The sequence below is a fragment of the Xanthomonas cassavae CFBP 4642 genome (assembly GCF_000454545.1).
Lineage (GTDB): Bacteria > Pseudomonadota > Gammaproteobacteria > Xanthomonadales > Xanthomonadaceae > Xanthomonas > Xanthomonas cassavae.
The window spans coordinates 656,715-674,211 of record NZ_CM002139.1 but is presented as its reverse complement, the minus strand read 5'-3'; the positions used below and the strand labels follow the sequence as shown (position 1 = coordinate 674,211).

General features: G+C 69.0%; 15 protein-coding genes. 14 read left to right on the top strand and 1 reads right to left on the bottom strand.

Annotation, left to right across the window (positions count from 1 at the left end):
• The first annotated feature begins 194 nt into the window (after positions 1-194).
• The 6 genes from XCSCFBP4642_RS0102930 to gvpU all read left to right on the top strand — a co-directional run bounded on the left by XCSCFBP4642_RS0102930 (position 195) and on the right by gvpU (position 8,773).
• Positions 195-1,508 (top strand): NCS2 family permease, encoded by a 1,314-nt coding sequence (locus XCSCFBP4642_RS0102930; protein ID WP_029218467.1) that lies wholly within the window; start codon positions 195-197, stop codon positions 1,506-1,508.
• A gap of 327 nt (positions 1,509-1,835) precedes the next feature.
• Entirely contained in the window at positions 1,836-3,410 is a 1,575-nt protein-coding gene (locus tag XCSCFBP4642_RS0102920; RefSeq protein ID WP_029218466.1) for an adenosine deaminase family protein, read from the top strand.
• Between the two features lie 86 nt (positions 3,411-3,496).
• Positions 3,497-4,654, top strand: coding sequence for a nucleoside hydrolase (locus XCSCFBP4642_RS0102915; protein WP_029218465.1), 1,158 nt, complete (start codon positions 3,497-3,499; stop codon positions 4,652-4,654).
• 393 nt (positions 4,655-5,047) lie between these two features.
• A complete protein-coding gene (locus XCSCFBP4642_RS0102910) occupies positions 5,048-6,508 on the top strand; it encodes an AtzE family amidohydrolase (RefSeq protein ID WP_029218464.1) in 1,461 nt (486 codons plus the stop codon).
• Positions 6,508-8,088, top strand: coding sequence for a gamma-glutamyltransferase family protein (locus XCSCFBP4642_RS0102905; RefSeq protein ID WP_029218463.1), 1,581 nt, complete (start codon positions 6,508-6,510; stop codon positions 8,086-8,088). The genes XCSCFBP4642_RS0102910 and XCSCFBP4642_RS0102905 overlap by 1 nt, the downstream gene beginning before the upstream one ends.
• A gap of 226 nt (positions 8,089-8,314) precedes the next feature.
• The gene (gene gvpU, locus XCSCFBP4642_RS0102900) at positions 8,315-8,773 is read left to right on the top strand and encodes a gas vesicle accessory protein GvpU (RefSeq protein ID WP_029218462.1); all 459 of its coding nucleotides are present in this window, start codon (positions 8,315-8,317) and stop codon (positions 8,771-8,773) included.
• Between the two features lie 168 nt (positions 8,774-8,941).
• On the opposite strand, the gene XCSCFBP4642_RS0102895 is transcribed toward gvpU, so the two are convergent.
• A complete protein-coding gene (locus tag XCSCFBP4642_RS0102895; protein ID WP_029218461.1) occupies positions 8,942-9,829 on the bottom strand; it encodes an alpha/beta fold hydrolase in 888 nt (295 codons plus the stop codon).
• Between the two features lie 362 nt (positions 9,830-10,191).
• Here XCSCFBP4642_RS0102895 and XCSCFBP4642_RS0102890 point away from each other — a divergent pair, with 362 nt between their 5' ends.
• The 8 genes from XCSCFBP4642_RS0102890 to uraH all read left to right on the top strand — a co-directional run bounded on the left by XCSCFBP4642_RS0102890 (position 10,192) and on the right by uraH (position 17,384).
• Positions 10,192-11,133, top strand: a complete 942-nt coding sequence (locus XCSCFBP4642_RS0102890) for a LysR substrate-binding domain-containing protein (RefSeq protein WP_029218460.1) — start codon at positions 10,192-10,194, stop codon at positions 11,131-11,133.
• 270 nt (positions 11,134-11,403) lie between these two features.
• Complete coding sequence (locus tag XCSCFBP4642_RS0102885) at positions 11,404-12,624, top strand: allantoate amidohydrolase (protein ID WP_029218459.1); 1,221 nt, start codon at positions 11,404-11,406, stop codon at positions 12,622-12,624.
• On the top strand, positions 12,614-13,870 hold the full coding sequence (locus tag XCSCFBP4642_RS0102880; protein ID WP_029218458.1) for a pyridoxal-phosphate-dependent aminotransferase family protein: 1,257 nt from the start codon (positions 12,614-12,616) through the stop codon (positions 13,868-13,870). Before XCSCFBP4642_RS0102885 ends, XCSCFBP4642_RS0102880 begins: the two co-directional genes overlap by 11 nt.
• Positions 13,867-14,757 (top strand): allantoinase PuuE, encoded by an 891-nt coding sequence (gene puuE / locus XCSCFBP4642_RS0102875; protein ID WP_029218457.1) that lies wholly within the window; start codon positions 13,867-13,869, stop codon positions 14,755-14,757. Before XCSCFBP4642_RS0102880 ends, puuE begins: the two co-directional genes overlap by 4 nt.
• A complete protein-coding gene (gene hpxZ / locus XCSCFBP4642_RS0102870) occupies positions 14,754-15,149 on the top strand; it encodes an oxalurate catabolism protein HpxZ (RefSeq protein ID WP_029218456.1) in 396 nt (131 codons plus the stop codon). Before puuE ends, hpxZ begins: the two co-directional genes overlap by 4 nt.
• Positions 15,146-15,637 (top strand): 2-oxo-4-hydroxy-4-carboxy-5-ureidoimidazoline decarboxylase, encoded by a 492-nt coding sequence (gene uraD / locus XCSCFBP4642_RS0102865; RefSeq protein WP_029218455.1) that lies wholly within the window; start codon positions 15,146-15,148, stop codon positions 15,635-15,637. The genes hpxZ and uraD overlap by 4 nt, the downstream gene beginning before the upstream one ends.
• The gene (hpyO, locus tag XCSCFBP4642_RS0102860) at positions 15,634-17,055 is read left to right on the top strand and encodes an FAD-dependent urate hydroxylase HpyO (RefSeq protein ID WP_029218454.1); all 1,422 of its coding nucleotides are present in this window, start codon (positions 15,634-15,636) and stop codon (positions 17,053-17,055) included. Before uraD ends, hpyO begins: the two co-directional genes overlap by 4 nt.
• Positions 17,052-17,384 (top strand): hydroxyisourate hydrolase, encoded by a 333-nt coding sequence (gene uraH / locus XCSCFBP4642_RS0102855; protein WP_033897928.1) that lies wholly within the window; start codon positions 17,052-17,054, stop codon positions 17,382-17,384. The genes hpyO and uraH overlap by 4 nt, the downstream gene beginning before the upstream one ends.
• The last annotated feature ends 113 nt before the right edge of the window (positions 17,385-17,497 follow it).

Below are 17,497 nucleotides of genomic sequence, written 5' to 3'. Positions count from 1 at the left end.
CGGTACCGGCCATCCCGATGCGCCACGGCGATCACGCGCTGCAATGGACCACGGCGCTGGCAAATCTGCACGCACAAGGCAAGATGAGCAGCCCGCATCCACGGGCCGCGCTCTGGATGCCCTGTGTTGAAGAGAGCCTTGCCGATGCCTGCCTGCCGTGTGATTCCCTTGTTCCGCGGTGAGGACGCACGCTGATGCGCTGGCCCGGATTCGCGCTGGCCGCCAATGGCAGCACTGCGCGCACCGAGCTGCTGGCCGGTGCCACCACCTTCCTGACGATGGCGTACATCATCTTCGTCAACCCCGACATCCTGGCCACCACCGGCATGGACCATGGCGCGGTGTTCGTGGCGACCTGCCTGGCCGCGGCGCTGGGCTCGCTGCTGATGGGCGTGCTGGCCCACTACCCGATCGGCATGGCGCCGGGCATGGGCCTGAATGCGTTCTTCGCCTTCACGGTGGTGGGCACGCTGGGTTACAGCTGGCAACAGACGCTGGGGCTGGTGTTCGTCTCCGGCTGCCTGTTCCTGCTGCTGACCGTCACCGGCGCGCGGCGCTGGCTGGTGGATGGCATTCCGGCCACATTGCGCAGCGCGATCGCGGTCGGCATCGGCCTGTTCCTGGCCCTGATCGGCCTGCAGAAGGCCGGGCTGGTGGTGGCGCATCCGCAAACGCTGCTGACCCTGGGCGACCTGCATCGGCCCGAACCGCTGCTGGCATTGGCTGGCCTGCTGTTGATCGGCGTACTGGACGTGCGCCGCGTGCGGGGGGCGATGTTGCTCGGTATCCTGGCCGTCACCACCGCGGCGCTGGCGCTGGGTCTGGTGCGCTACCAGGGCGTGCTGTCGCTGCCGCCAAGCCTGGCGCCGACGCTGTTGCAGCTAGATATTGCCGGCGCGCTGCACGGCCACGGCGGCAGCGGTGCGCTTGCGGCGGTGCTGCATGTGGTGCTGGTGTTCGTGCTGGTGGAGATGTTCGATGCCACCGGCACCTTGATGGGTGTGGCGCAGCGCGCCGGCCTGCTGCGCACGCAGGCGCAACGCCGGCAGTTCGACCGCGCCCTGCTGGCCGACAGCACCGCCATCCTGGCCGGCTCGTTGCTCGGCACCTCCAGTACCACCGCCTACGTGGAAAGCGCTGCCGGCGTGCAGGTCGGCGGGCGCACCGGCCTGACCGCACTGGTGGTCGCCGCCTTGTTCCTGCTGGCGCTGCTGTTCTCGCCGTTGGCGGCCATGGTGCCGGCCTATGCCACCGCGCCGGCACTGATCTATCTGGCCTCGGTGATGCTGCGCGAGTGCACGCAGATCCAGTGGGACGATGTCAACGAAGCGTTACCGGCGGCGATCTGCATGCTCGCCATGCCGCTCACCTATTCCATCGCCACCGGTCTGGCACTGGGCTTCATCACCTACGCGGCGCTCAAGCTCGGCAGCGGCCGCTGGCGCGGCGTGCACCCGGCCACCTGGGCGATCGCCGGCTTGTTCGTGCTGCGCTATGCGCTGGAATGAGCCGATGCTGGCATGCGCAAATGCGTGCTCGCGCAGTCGCGCCGCATGTGGTCGTCACCGGCGCAGCCTGGCACGCGCGGCGGTGATTGCCTGGCGCGCGAGCGACGCTGCCGGCTGCATGGTGCGGCCGGTCAGGCACCGCCTGCGCAGAGCCGGTGATGTGGTGTCCGCCAGTCCTCCTGCTGGCATTGCGCACGCCATCGTGCTTGTGTGGCGGCAGCCTGCATCTGCCATGCCTGCCTTGGACGCCACCGCTTTCCTGCCTGGCATCCCTGTGCAGCCGCCCGCAGCCACCAGGCCCTACTGTCTTTAGCGAGTGTTTCCTGCATGTCGAGTCTGCATCGTTATCTGATCCTGAGCGTTTGCGTGCTGTTGCCCTGCATCGCCCAGGCACGCACGGCTCCCGTTGCTCCCGCGCAGCAGCGCGAGCAACAGGTGGCGCAGCTGTTCCACGCTGCCGCCGCGCACCCTGCACAGCTGCGCGCCTGGTTGCAGGCCATGCCCAAGGGCGGCGACCTGCACAACCACCTGTCCGGTTCGGTGTATGCCGAGGACTACCTGCAGTGGGCCAGCGAAGACGGCGCCTGCGTACAACTGGACGACCTGAGCCTGCGCGCGCCGCCATGCGGCACGGGGCAGGAGCCGGCCAGCGGCCTGGCCGCACGCAATGCAGCGTTGTACGGGCGGGTGGTGGATGCCTTGTCGATGCGCAGGTTCCTGCCCACTGCCGCGCAGCCCACCGGGCACGGCCAGTTCTTCGGCAGCTTCGGCAAGTTCGATGCGGTGGTGCGCACACGCGTGGCCGATACCGTGGCCGCGGTGCTCGACCAGGCCGCGCGCGACCGCGTGCCTTACGTGGAAATCATCGCCAACCCACCGCAGATGGATCAGGCCGCGCAGCGCATGCAAGCGCTGCCCTGGCGAGGCGATGACGACAGTGCCAACCTGGCCGCCCTGCAGCAGGCGTTGCCGCCGCTGGTGCAGGCCGCACAGGCGGCGCTGGCCGACATCGATGCGCAGGTGCGCCGCGTGCTGCGCTGCGACCAGGCCGATGCGCGCCCCGGCTGCCGGGTCACCTATCGCTACGTGCCCTATGTGCTGCGCGTGCTGCCGCAGCCGGTGGTGTTCGGGCAGATGGCGCTTGCCCATGCGCTGGTGGCCGCCGGTGGCAGCCGCGCGGTGGCGGTCAACATCGTCGCGCCCGAAGACAACCCGGTGGCGCTGGCCGACTACTCGCGGCATATGGCGATGTTCCGCTTCTTCGCCACGCGCTATCCAGGCGTGCCGCTGTCCCTGCATGCAGGCGAACTGACCCTGGGCCTGGTACCGCCGGCGCAGCTGCGTTCGCATATCCGCCAGGCCGTGGATGCCGGCGCACGCCGTATCGGCCATGGTGTGGACCTGCCCTACGAGGACGATGCCAGCGGGCTGCTGGAGCGCATGCGCAAGCAGCATGTGGCGGTGGAAATCAACCTGACCAGCAACGACGTGATTCTGGGCGTCAAGGGCGCGCAACACCCGCTGGCGATGTACCTGCGCGCAGGCGTGCCGGTGGTGCTGTCCACCGACGATGCCGGCGTGTCGCGTGCCGACATGACCCACGAGTACCAACGCGCCATGCAGGAACAGGGCATCGATTACCCCACACTCAAGCAGCTGGCCCGCAATGGGCTGACGTATGGCTTCCTGCCAGGTGCCAGCCTGTGGACTGCCGATGGCACTGGCGTCCAGGCCTGCCACGACGCATTGCAACGCGAGGCAGACGATGCCCACTGCCGCGCCTTTCGCCAGGCCAGTGAGAAGGCGCAGCTGCAATGGCGGCTGGAAATCGACCTGGCGCAGTACGAGCGCATGCTGTTGCAGGTAGGAGCGCGCTTGAGCGCGAACGGGCTTTACCGGTGACTCCCCGTCGCGCGCAGGCACGCTCCTACAAACGCTCTTGATCCATCGCCGCTGCAACGCACTCGACCTTCCACGACAAAAGCGCAATGACCGACCCGAACGCCACCGCATCCAGACGCCGCGTCATCCTCGAAGACGATATCGATGGCTTCACGCCTGCGCATGTCCTGCTGTTGCAATCGCCCGAGGTCGAGGTGCTCGGCATCAGCGCGGTGAGCGGCAACATCTGGCGCGACGAAGTGCTGGCGCATACCTGCCGCCTGCTGGAACTGGCCGGCCACCCGCAGATTCCGGTGCTGCCGGGCCCGGTGCATCCGCTGCTCAACAGCGAGGCCGCCACCGAGCGCTGGGAAGCGCTGTACGGCAAGCTGGTCTGGAAAGGTGCGTGGACGCGGCAGTGGGTGGATGGCGACACCGTGCAGAGCGCGCCGCGCTATCACGCGCACGACGTAGTGCCCGACCTGGCGCTGGGCAATCCCAGTGTGGTGCGCCCGGCCGACGAGCCGGCCGCGTTGTTCATGCTGCGCATGGTGCGCCAGTACCCGGGCGAGGTGAGCATCATCGCCACCGGCCCGCTGACCAATCTGGCGCTGGCGCAATCGCTGGACCCGGCGTTCGCCACGCTGGCACGCGAACTGGTCTACATGGGCGGCAGCCTCAATCCGCGGCAGCAACGCAACAGCGTGAGCGCACAGCAATTCGCGCGCGAGTTCGTCAATTCGCCGCGGCGCGAATTCAATATCCGCTGGGATCCGGAAGCGGCCCGCATCGTCATGCATGCCCCGTGGCGCAAGATCGCCATGGTGCCGGTGGACCCTTCCACCGCCACCGAACTCACCCCTCACCTGCTCGCGCGCATGAGTGCCGCCGACACGACGATCGGGCACGCACTGCGCCGGCGCGAGCCGGGCTTTCCGATGTGGGATGAGCTGGCCACGGCACTGTGGCTGCGGCCAGAACTCGCAACCCGCACCGACACGGTGTATGTGGATACCAACACTGCCTTCGAGGCGGGCTATGGCGACATCCTGTCATGGGCACCGGGCTACCAACCCGGCCTGGGCGAGCAGGCACAGACGGTGGTGCATGCGGTGGATGTGGAGGCGTTCGAACACCTCCTGGTGGACCGCCTCACCGCACCGCAGCCGCCGGCCGTGGGCAGGCCGTTGCCTCCACTGCCACGGGACCAAGCGGCACGCGGCACAGATGAGGGAGTTGATCACGACGTGTCGCGCGTTGCGTAGGTAGAACGCGATCCAGCGCGCGCCTGATCAGTCGTCAACTGGCCGGGCACCTCGCCCTAATCCCTCTCGCGCGGGAAAGCGGCAGATCCCGGCGCTGAGACAAAACGACGCCTCACGCCGCCCCCGCATGCTTAGATCGCGCAGAGGCACCCCGACAACGCAGCTGCAACCCGCATTTCCGCGCTTCCATCGAGTCCTTCCATCCGCAGCGCAAGCCTCATCCAGCTCTCTACTTCTAATAACCAGATTACGCAGCTCATACGCTGTACTGCAGTCAATTGCCGCGCGTTCCCACGCACCACCAACAAACCCATTGACTGCAATCAGCCAGAAAAAAACCCGATTTATCCATTCCCGATTCTCGATTCCCGATTCCCAACCCCAAGGTGACCCATGCAACTCCCAGCGCAGTGGCAAGCCGGCGTCGATCGCAATTCCGACATCCTGCGCGGCCATGCGCACGTGTTGGCCAGCTTCACCCCGCCACGCGCCGCCGCCCACGACACGGCCGGCCCGCGGGGCCAGATCGCGGCCATCGTCGCCACCACGCGCAGCCAGCCCGCGCAAGCCGCGCGCCTGGCCACCCGGACCCTGGCACGCATCCACCAGGCCAACGACCGCCTGTGTGCGATCACCCGCCTGCTGCCGGCGCGCGCCGCCGCCGATGCCGCGCGCGTGCAGTCGGCGCTGACCGGTGGCAGCGATGGCGGTGCGCTGGCGGGCGTGCCGTTCGTGGTCAAGGACCTGTTCGATGTCGCCGGCCAGGTCACCACCGCCGGCGCGGCGGTACGCGCGCACTGCGCGCCGGCCCAGCGCGATGCGGCGGTGGTGCAACGCCTGAGCGATGCCGGTGCGGTACTGGTCGGCACGGCCAACATGGACGAATTCGCCTACGGGTTTGCCACCGTCAACGCGCACTACGGCACCACCGCCAACCCGCACGACCCCCAGCATCTGGCCGGCGGCTCGTCGGGCGGCTCGGCGGCAGCGGTGGCGGCGGGGCTGGTGCCGTTCGCGCTGGGCTCGGACACCAACGGCTCGATCCGCGTGCCCGCCGCGCTATGCGGCGTATATGGCCTGCGCCCGAGCCATGGCGCAATTCCGCTGGAGGGCGTGTTTCCCTTCGTCGATGCGCTGGACGTGGTGGGGCCCTTCGCGACCTCGGTGGCCGATCTGCGCCGCGTACACGAAGTGATGCTCGGGCAGCCAGTTGCCGCCTGCCCTGCCGACACGCTGCGCATCGCCCGGCTTGGCGGCTGGTTCCAGCACACTCTCGATCCCGAGCTGGAGGCCGGCCTGGGCGCGCTGATGCAAGCCTGCAACAGCACCGCGGTGATCCAGTTGCCGGACGCCGAACGTGCCCGCGCGGCGGCCTTCGTGCTGACCGCCGCCGAAGGCGGCCACCGCCATCGCGCCGCCCTGGGAACGCAGGCCGAGCAGTTCGACCCGGCCACGCGCGACCGCCTGCTGGCCGGGTTGCAGCTGCCGGCCAGCGCAGTGGCCGATGCGCAGGCGTTCGCCCGCTGGTTCGCCACCGCGATGCGGGCGCTGTGGGACGGGGTGGACGTGCTGATCGCCCCCGCCACGCCGTGCGTGGCGCCGCGCATCGATCAGGACACCATCCAGATCGATGGCCTGCCTGTCTCGGCACGCGCCAACCTGGGCATCTTCACCCAGCCGCTTGGCCTGGCCGGGTGCCCGGTGCTGGCCGCGCCGCTGCCGCGTCCGGGGCGCCTGCCGTTGGGCGTGCAGCTGATCGCCGCGCCCGGCCGCGAAGACCGCCTGTTCGCCCTCGCCGCGCAGCTCGAACGCGATGGGCACCTGGCCTTCAGCCCCCCCGCGCAGGGCCAGTGATGCTGCAGACCTTGCGCGCCTGCCGCGGGATGGTGGTGGCCCCGCATCACCTGGCCGCACAGACCGGCCGCGATGTCTTGCGCGACGGCGGCACCGCCATCGAAGCGGCCGTTGCCACCGCCGCCTGTCTGGCCGTGGTGTACCCGCACATGACCGGCATCGGCGGCGACGGCTTCTGGCTGATCCGCGAGCCGGATGGGCGCGTCCACGCCATCGATGCCTGCGGCCGCGCCGCGCGCGCAGCGACCCTGGACGTCTACGCCGGCCAGGCCGGCATCCCATGGCGCGGCCCCGGTGCGGCCAATACCGTGGCCGGAACCGTCTCCGGCTGGGCATTGGCGCTGCAACAGGCCGATAGCCGGCTACCGCTGCAGCGCCTGCTCGCCGATGCCATCCACCATGCCAGCGCCGGCGTGCCGGTCACTGCGGGCGGGGCGCAGATCGCGGCCAGCAAGGGCGACGAACTGCGCTGCCAGCCCGGCGCCTACGCACGCATCTTCGAGCCCCACGGCGTGCCCCTGCGCGAAGGCGCGCTGTTGCAGCAAGCGCAACTGGCACGCACCCTGCAGCGGCTGGCCGACGCCGGCCTGGACAGCTTCTATCGCGGTGAACTCGCCGCCGACATCGCCGCCGACCTGCATGCGCTCGGCAGCCCGCTGCATGCCGACGACCTGGCCGCGCACCGCGCCGATCGCAGCGTGCCGTTGTCGGTGGGCATTGCCGGTGCACGCGTCTACAACCACGCGCCACCCACCCAGGGCCTGGCCTCGCTGCTGATCCTGGCGTTGTTCGACCGCCTGCAGGTGACCCAGGCCGACAGCCTTGCGCATGTGCACGGCTTGATCGAAGCCACCAAACAGGCCTTCCTGATCCGCGATGCGCATGTCGGCGACCCGGCGTGGATGACGCTGGATGCACAGGCATTGCTGGACGACGGCGCCGCGCTCGACGCCCTGGCCGCACGCATCGACATGACCCGTGCCCAGCCCTGGCCGCAACCCTCGCAGGCCGGCGATACGGTCTGGTTCGGTGCCATCGACGCCGCCGGGCGGGCGGTCAGCTGCATCCAGTCCACCTACTTCGAGTTCGGCTCCGGCCTGGTGCTGCCGCGCACCGGCATCACCTGGCAGAACCGCGGCTGCAGCTTCCGCCTGGCGGCAGACGGCTGGAACGCGCTCGCCCCGGGGCGCAAACCCTTCCACACCCTCAACCCGGCACTGGCCACCTTCGACGATGGCCGCGTCATGGCCTACGGCACCATGGGCGGCGAAGGCCAGCCACAGACCCAGGCCGCGCTGTTTTCGCGTTACGCCCGCTTCGGCATGCCGCTGCAGCAGGCGATCACGGCGCCGCGCTGGCTGCTCGGCCGCACCTGGGGCGAGGACAGCACCACGCTGAAGCTGGAAGACCGCTTCGATCCAGCGCTGGTGCAGGCCTTGCGCGAGGCCGGGCATGCGGTGGAACTGCTGCCTGCCTACACGGCGGTGATGGGGCACGCCGGTGCACTGGTGCGGCAGGCCGATGGCGTGATCAGCGGCGCCAGCGACCCGCGCTCGGACGGCGTTGTTGCAGGGTGGTGAGCACCGCAGGCGGCTGCGACCACCGCGGCGGTGCCACGCCGACGCAAGGCCGCGTGCAGGCGGCACAGGCGTTCATGCATCACAACACGGTGCTTTCGACACGGCCGGAGCGAACCCGGCCGCAGTCACTGCGGGAAGACGTGTGCCATGCTTGCGCACGCATGGTCAGTGATCCAGATCCGCCATGCGCACGACGCGTCGTCGAATCCACCTAGAGGAGAGCACCATGACAGACCAGGATCAACATCAACCGTCGCTGGAAGACGTCAAGCTGGCCTTCGATGGCCAGAGCGTGGATTGGTATCTGCAGAAGCTGGTCGGCATTGCCAACGCGTCGAATACGCAGTTCGGCATTACCCTGTTTGTGGAAGGCGTGATCGTCTCGGGCCAGCTGGTGAGCGGCAAGCAGTACTTCGAAGCCTTTGCGCAGGAATTTTCTGCGGCGTTTCCCGGCAGCGACGAGGAGAAGGAAGACATTCGTCTTGCATTCGCCAGCCATGCCAGCATTTACGACGCCGATGACGAGAGCCAGCAGAGCAGCGCACCGCCGCAGTTCATCCACCTGATCGATGCGCGTTGCTTCTCACCCGGCGGCCAGCCGCTGCCAAGCAACCGCGGCGTGCTGTGGCGCGGCAAGGTCAACGCGGTGTCCAGCTTCACCCTGGGCTCGCTGTCTGCCGATTAGGTCTGGCAGGCACGCGGGTCGCCGCTGATCGCGCAGCCCGGCCGGCCGCAGATCGGCCGGCATGCGCTGTGGCCACCAGTGGCCTGGCTGGAGCCGCTTGTCATTGTCTTCCACGCACAGCACGCATGACAGCGGCTTGAATGCATCCCACAACCCGATGCCGGCGACTCAGGTCGCCGTCTGCAGCGCGCGCGGCAGGAACGCGCCGATGATCTGTGCAATCTCGGCCGCATGGGTTTCCAGCGCAAAGTGGCCGGTGTCGAGCAGGTGCACTTCAGCGTTCGGCAGATCGGTGCGATAGGCCTGCGCGCCGGCCGGGACAAACGCTGGATCGTGCTTGCCCCACACCGCCAGCAACGGCGGCTGATGGGCGCGAAAATACGCCTGGAACTCCGGGTAGGCCTGCAGGTTGCTGCGGTAGTCCAGGATCAGATCCAGCTGGATCTCTTCGGCGCCCGGGCGCGCCATGTAGGCGATATCCAGGGTGTAGCCGTCGGGCGAGAGCCTGCTCGGGTCGGCACCGGTGCCGTACTGCCACTCACGGATGGTCTGCGCCGACAATGAGGCACGGCAGGCCTGGCGATTGGCGTCCGTCGGCTCGCGCCAGTACGCCTGCCATGCATCCCACTGGTCGCTGAAGCCCTCCAGATAGGCATTGCCGTTCTGGCTGATGATGGCGCTGACCCTGTGCGGGTTTGCGGCCGCCAGGCGCAGGCCCACCGGCGCGCCGTAGTCGAAGACGTACAGCGCATAGCGGGCCAGGCCCAGCGCATCGGTGAAGCCTTCGATCACCTTGTAGAGCGCGTCGAAGGTGTACTCGAACTGCCCGCGCGGTGGCGCCTTGGTCATGCCGAAGCCAGGCAGGTCCGGCGCGATCAGGCGGTAATGGCTTGCCAGCAACGGCATCAGGTCGCGGAACATGTGGCTGGCGCTGGGAAAACCATGCAGCAGCAACACCACCGGCGCGTCCTTGCGCCCCGCTTCACGGTAGAACACCTCGACATCGCCAACCTGCTGGGTGCGATAGCGGACGCGCTGGGTGGGGTCGTGGGACATGCTGTCTCCTTCAAGGGGTGAAAAATGGTGGCCGGGTGCGTCGGCCGCTCGCAGTACGCCGGCACCCAGGGCCAGTGCAGTGCCGATCCAGGACACGCGCAGGAAACTGCGGCGCTCGCGCAGTGCCGGGACGTCGTGTGGCGTGAACGTGGTGGGTGACTCGGCATGCATGTGATCCGGCAAGGGCATGTGGAATGGCGGCCATGCTAGGTCTGCCGACGTGGCGCGAGAACCACCGTGGCGTTGAATGGAGCATTGCGTGGCGCGCAATGCCGTGCCCAGCGGTTGCGCTCGCATATATGGGCAGGCGCAGCTTGGCGGCGCGATCACTGCGGGCTGCTAGGCTTCGCGCCTTGTCGAAGGTGATGGTCGAGCGCGAGGCACCGGTGGATCGCATCCAGGAAATGACGCTATTTGCGGCGCTGACCGAGCAGGCGAGCTTTGCCGCGGTGGCGCGCAAGCTCGGCATTTCCACCGCCACGGTCACCCGCACCATTGCGCAGCTGGAGCGCCGCCTTGGCGTGCTGCTGGTGGTCCGCAGCACCCGCACCATGCGGCTCACCGAAGCCGGCCAGCAATACGCCAGCGATTGCCGGCGCCTGCTGAGCGAGCTGGACGAACTGGAAACCCGCGCGGCCGGACTGCACGCGCTGCCCGGCGGCGTGCTCACCGTGACCGCACCGCAGATGTTCGGCGCCCTGCACGTGATGCCGGTGGTGACACGCTTCCTGCAGCGCTATCCGCAGGTGCAGGTGCGCGCCATCCTGCTGGATCGGGTGATGGCACTGCTGGATGAGGGCATCGATGTCGCCGTGCGGATCGGTGCATTGCCCGATTCGTCGCTGACCGCTATCCCGGTCGGCAGCGTGCGCCGCATGGTGTGTGCCACGCCCGCTTATCTGCGCGCGCATGGTGTTCCGCCGCATCCGGATGCGCTGATGCAACACGCCACCGTGACGATCTCATCGGCCGAACGCTCACCGCGCTGGCCGTTCCGGGTGGAAGGCCGCGAGCATCTGGTGGATGTGGGCGCGCGGCTCAGCGTCAGCGCCTCCAACGCCGCCATCCACGCCGCACTGCAGGGATGGGGGCTGACCCAGGTGCCGTCCTACCAGGTGCGCGAGCACCTGCGCAGCGGGCAACTCGCCTGCGTGCTGGAAGACTTCGAAATCGCACCGGAACCGGTGCATGTGGTGCATGTGGAAGGACGTCGCGGCTCGTCCAAGGTGCGCCGCTTCGTCGACGAGTGCGTCGACGCATTACGCCAGGAGTTTGGCGAGGCGCCGCCGGCACAAGGGGCGTAACGCTGCATCGGCATGGCGGCCGCACCCGGTGTTCAGTCCCGACGTTGGATGGGCGTGCTCCCCACAAGCGCGTTGCATTTTTTGCAGCCCGAGCTGGCGAAAAAACTCTTTGATGGCGACAGGACCGGCTCCCTATAGTCGAAGCATCCTTCTTCTGCCCGCTGCCCGCCTCCTCCATCGCCCCTGCAGCCCCTGCCGGTCCCCTCCATGCCCGCTATTCCGTCCACCTCGTCCGCCGCTGACCTTGACCGCCCCGGCGGCGCAAGGGCGGTGGCGCGTTGCGACCAGCTGGGCATGGCTCCTTTCAGCGACACGCCCGGTGGCCTGTTCCGTGCCTGGCTGAGCCCGGCCCATCGCGCCGCGGTGGGGCAGGTGGGCGAGTGGATGCGCCAGGCCGGCATGCAGGTCCGCCTGGACGCGACCGCCAACCTGATCGGGCGGTACGAGGGCACACACGCCGATGCGCCGGCGCTGCTGATCGGCAGCCATCTGGACAGCGTGCGCGATGCCGGCCGCTACGACGGTCCGCTGGGCGTGCTGCTCGGCATCGAATGCGTGGCCGCACTGCAGGCGCAAGTGCGCCGGCTGCCATTCGCCATCGAAGTGATCGCATTCGGCGACGAAGAAGGCTCGCGTTTTCCCGCCTCCATGGTCTGCAGCCGCGCGGTGGCCGGCACGCTCGACCCGGCCGCGTTGGCGCTGAGCGACGCGGCCGGCATCGATGTCGCCAGCGCGTTGGCACAATGGGATCTGGACATCGCGCAGATCCACCACGCCGCACGCGCGCCCGGCAGCGTACTGGCGTATCTGGAAACGCATATCGAACAAGGCCCGGTGCTCGAAGCCGACGGCCTGCCAGTGGGCATCGTCACTGCGATCGCCGCACAACGGCGTTTTGCGCTGCGCTTCGACGGCCGCGCCGGGCATGCCGGTACCACCACGATGGCGCTGCGTCGCGATGCCTTGAGCGCCGCGGCCGACGCATTGCTGGCGATCGAACGCATCGCGCGCGAGGGCAGCAACGCGCTGGTGGCCACCGTCGGCAAACTGCAGCTCGCCCCCGGCGCGGTCAACGTGGTGCCCGGGCGGGTGGACTGCACGCTGGACGTGCGCGCCGGCGACGACGCCACCCGCGACGCCGCGGTGCGCGCGATCGAACACGCACTGGCCCGCATCGGCGGCGAACGCGGCGTTGCGATCGCCATCGACCCATTGCAGACCCTGGCCGCCAGCCCCTGCGCACCGGCGCTGATGACCCGGCTCGAACACGCCGTCGCCGCGCAGGGCATCGCCCCACGGCGGTTGGTCTCCGGCGCCGGCCACGATGCGATGACGATGGCCGCGCTCTGCCCGACGGCCATGCTGTTCGTGCGCTGCGCCGGCGGCGTCAGCCATCATCCGGACGAACACGTGGCCCCGGCCGACGCCGAGGTCGCACTGGCGGTCATGCGCCACTTCATCGATCACCTGGGAGCGCCCCTTGTCACCTGACCTGCGTCACCTGCACACCTTCGCCGAACTCGATCCGCCACAGCGGCTGCTGATGGGCCCCGGCCCGGTCAATGCGCATCCGCGTGTGCTGCGCGCGATGGCGGCCGACCTGCTGGGGCAGTTCGACCCGGAGATGACCGGCTACATGAACGAGGTGATGGCGTTATACCGGCCGTTGTTCGGCACGGACAACCGCTGGACGTTCCTGGTCGACGGCACTGCGCGCGCCGGCATCGAAGCGGCGCTGGTGTCGCTGGTGCAACCCGGCGACCGCGTGCTGGTGATCAACTTCGGCCGCTTCGGTCTGTTGCTCTCCGAGATCCTTCAGCGCCTTGGCGCGCAGGTACACAGCGTGGATGCGCCCTGGGGCGAGGTGGTGCCGCTGGCGGCCATTGCCGAGGCGATCGAACGCGTGGCGCCCAGGCTGGTGGCCACCGTGCACGGCGACACCTCCACCACCATGGCGCAGCCGCTCGACGGCCTGGGGGCGCTATGCCGCGCGGCCGGGGCGCTGAGTTACGTGGATGCAACCGCCACCCTCGGCGGCATGGAGATCGCCAGCGACCGCTGGGGCGTGGATGTGGTCACCGGCGGCCTGCAGAAATGCCTGGGCGGTCCCTCCGGCTCGGCGCCGATCACCGTCTCCGACGCGGCGGCCGAGGCGATCTTTGCGCGCCGCCATGTCGAGCGCGGCATCGTGCGCGAGGACATCGCCAACGGCAGCGGCCCGCGCATCGCCTCCAATTACTTCGACCTGGCGATGATCATGGATTACTGGTCGGATAAGCGCCTCAACCATCACACCGAAGCCACCACCATGCTGTACGGCGCCCGCGAATGCGCACGCGTGGCGTTGCAGGAAGGCCTGCCCGCACGCTTCGCGCGCCACGCGGCGGCCGGGCGTGCGGTCAGCGCCGGCATCCGCGCGCTGGGGCTGGAGGTGTTCGGCGACGATGCGCATCGCATGACCAACGTCACCGGCGTGGTGATTCCGCCGGGCATCGACAGCGATGCGGTGCGTCGGCGCATGCGCGAGGATTTCGAGATCGAGATCGGCACCGCGTTCGGGCCGCTGCAGGGGCGCGTCTGGCGCATCGGCGCGATGGGCTACAACGCGATGAAGCACAAGGTGCTGATCACCCTGGCCGCGCTGGAAGCGGTGCTGCGCGCCGAAGGCTACGCCTGCACGCAAGGCCTGGCAGTGGAAGCGGCACTGGCCGCCTGGCACGCGGAACTGAAGGCATGAGCGCCGTGCGCGACCTGGTCGGCTATGGTGCCACGCCGCCTGCGGCGCACTGGCCCGGTGGCGCGCGGATTGCCGTGCAGTTCGTCATCAATTACGAAGAAGGCGCGGAAAACTGCGTGCTCAATGGCGATGCCGGCTCGGAGGCGTTCCTGTCGGAAATGGTCGGCGCGCAAGCGCAACCCGCTGCCCGCGCCATGGCGATGGAAAGCCTGTACGAATACGGCAGCCGTGCAGGCTTCTGGCGGCTGCATCGGCTGTTCACTGCACGCGGCGTGCCGGTGACCGTGTTCGGCGTTGCAAACGCGTTGGCTGCCAATCCCGACGCCGTTGCCGCCATGCAGGCCGCCCACTGGGAGATCGCCAGCCACGGCCTGCGCTGGATCGACTACCAGCATGTCGATGCGGCCACCGAGCGCGCGCATATCGCGCAGGCCATTGCCGTGCACACCCGCGTCACCGGCAGCCGCCCGCTGGGCTGGTACCAGGGCCGCACCAGCCCCAATACCGCGGGCCTGATCGCCGAAGAAGGCGGCTTTGTCTACGACGCTGACAGCTATGCCGACGATGTGCCGTATTACGACCACCGCCACGGCCGCGCGCAGTTGATCGTGCCGTACACGCTGGATGCCAACGACATGAAGTTCGTGGCCTATAACGGGTTTGCCGATGGCGAGCCGTTCTTTCGCTATCTGCGCGATGGCTTCGAGCAATTGCGCAGCGAAGGCGGGCGGATGCTCTCGATCGGCCTGCACGGACGCATCGCCGGCAAGCCGGCGCGTGCCGCGGCGCTGTCTCGCTTCGTCGATCACGTGCTGGCCAGCGGCGATGCGTGGGTGGCGCGCCGTCTGGATATCGCACGCCATTGGCTGCAGGTGCATCCGGCATGAGCATCGATGCAGCGCAGATCGATCTGCCCGAGGTGATCGCACAGGTGAGCGCCGCCTTCCACGCCTACGAGGACGCCTTGATGCGCGACGACATCGCCGCAATGGATGCGCTGTTTCATGCCGCGCCCAGCACCGTGCGTTATGGCGTGGGCGAGGTGCTGTACGGCATCGAGGCGATCCGCGCCTTCCGCATCGGCCGCGGCGGCTCGCCGCAGCGCAGGCTCACCCATGTCGAGGTGCATAGCTTCGGCCAGGATCTGGCCACCACGCATGCCGAATTCCTGCGCGAAGGCAGCAGCGCGCGCGGCCGCCAGAGCCAGAGCTGGGTGCGCTTTGCCGACGGCTGGAAAGTGGTGGCCGCGCATGTCTCGCTGCAGGGGAGCCACGCATGAGCGTGAGCGACGATCCCGTGCTGGACGATGCGGCATTCGTCGCGTGCTATCGCGAGGTGTTCGAGCATTCGCCGTGGGTGGTGGAGCGCGCCGCGCGGCGTCGCCCGTTCGATGATGTGTATCGCGGCTTGATGCAGGTGGTGCATGACGCTTCGCCGGACGATCAGGTCGCGTTGATCCGCGCGCATCCGGCGCTGGCCGGCAAGGCGGCGATCGACCGCACGCTCACTGCCGCCTCGGCCGCCGAGCAGGCCTCGGCCGGGTTGGACCGGCTCAGCGAGGCCGAATTCAAGCGCTTCCACGCGCTCAACCAAGCCTATCGGCATCGCTTCGGATTTCCGTTCGTGATCTGCGTGCGGCTGCACGACAAGGCCGGCATCCTGGCCGAGCTGGAACGCCGCCTGGAGGCGACGCGCCGCGACGAGATCGCCACCGCCCTCGCCGAGATCGGCAAGATCGTGCACCTGCGCCTGGAGGCACTGCCATGAGCCTGGCCCACCTCGAACGCGACCTCGCCCGCGACCTGCAACGCCTGGCCCACGGCGGCGATGCCTGGGTGCAACCGCGCGTGCATCCGGCCGGGCATGTCTATGACGCCATCATCGTCGGCGCCGGCCAGAGCGGCCTGGGCGCGGCTTTCGCGCTGCAGCGCGAGCGCGTGCACAACGTGCTGGTCATCGACGAAAACCCGGCCGGCCAGGAAGGCCCCTGGGTGACCTACGCGCGCATGCAGACGCTGCGCACGCCCAAGCAGATCACCTCGATCGACCTGGGCGTGCCGTCGCTGACCTTCCGCGCCTGGTGGGAGGCGCAACACGGCGCCGCCGCCTGGGACGCGCTGGACAAGATTCCGCGCGGCAGCTGGATGGACTACCTGCGCTGGTACCGCGCGGTGCTGCGGCTGCCGGTGCGCAATGCCACCCGGCTGGTGCGGGTGGAGCCGGACATCGCGCCCGGCATCCATCGCCTGCATCTGGCGATGGGGGCACCGCTGCTGGCCCGCAAGCTGATCCTGGCCACCGGCATCCAGGGCGGCGGACAGTGGGTGGTCCCGGACTGGATCGGCCGCGCGCTGCCCGCGCATCGCTACGCGCATACTTCCGGCCACATCGACTTTGCCGCATTGGCCGGCAAGCGCGTGGGCATCCTCGGCGGCGGCGCCTCCGCATTCGACAACGCCTGTTTTGCACTGGACCACGGCGTCGCCAGTGCCGAGGTGTTCGTGCGCCGCAGTGCGCTGCCGCGCATCAATCCGTTCCGCCATATGGAGCAGGCCGGCATCATTCCGCGGTTCCTGACGCTGCCCGATGCGGACAAGTACCGCATGATGGCCAGCTTCTTCGCACACAACCAACCGCCCACCAACGACACCTTCCAGCGCGCCTGCGGGCACACCGGCTTTGCGCTGCATCTGGGCGCGCCGTGGATCGAGGTGGCCGAGCGCGATGGCGCCGTGGTGGTACGCACCCCGCAGGGCGAACACCGTTTCGATTTCCTCGCCATCGCCACCGGCCTGGTCACCGACCCGCAGCTGCGCCCGGAGCTGGCCGCGCTGTCCGGGCGCATCGCCTGCTGGGCCGACCGCTACCAGCCGCCGCCGGGCCAGGCCGATCCGGTGCTGGATGCGCATCCCTATCTGGGGCCGGGCTTCGAGCTGCTGCCGCGCACGCCGGAGGATGCCGCGCTGCTGCACGGCCTGTTCGCCTTCAACTATTCGGCGCTGATCAACCACGGCCCCTCGGCCGCGGCGCTGTCCGGGCTGAAGGTGGCACTGCCGCGGCTGGCCCGCGCGGTGGCCGACCAGCTGTTCCTGGACGATCGCCAGGCCATCGTCGACGGCTACCTGGCCTACGACCAGCCGGAATTCGTCGGCCGGTGGCCGCAACCGACCCAGGCGGTGGCATGAGCACGCTGTCCACCCATGTCCTGGATACCGCGCTGGGCCGTCCCGCCGCCGGCGTGCCGCTGCGCCTGTTCGCCGGCGACACGCTGCGGCTGGAAGCAGTCACCAATCCCGATGGACGCTGCCCGGCGCTGGCGGCGCTGGCGTTGTCGCCAGGCCGCTATCGGCTCGAGTTCGATGTGGCCGCCTATTGGCGCACCGTCGGCACCCCGCTGGCCGACCCGCCGTTCCTGGAGCAGGTACCGATCGCCTTCGGCATCGCCGACGACGGCCATTATCACGTGCCGCTGTTGCTCTCGCCGTACGGCTACTCTACCTATCGCGGCAGTTGAGCGCGCGGCGCGCGGCCGGCCGGGTGCTGCACCCGCGCCGGCGTGTAAGGCTTGTTTCACTCCGGCCCCGTAGACTATGCGCTTTCCGGCTACAGGCCGGGGCTCCGGAATGG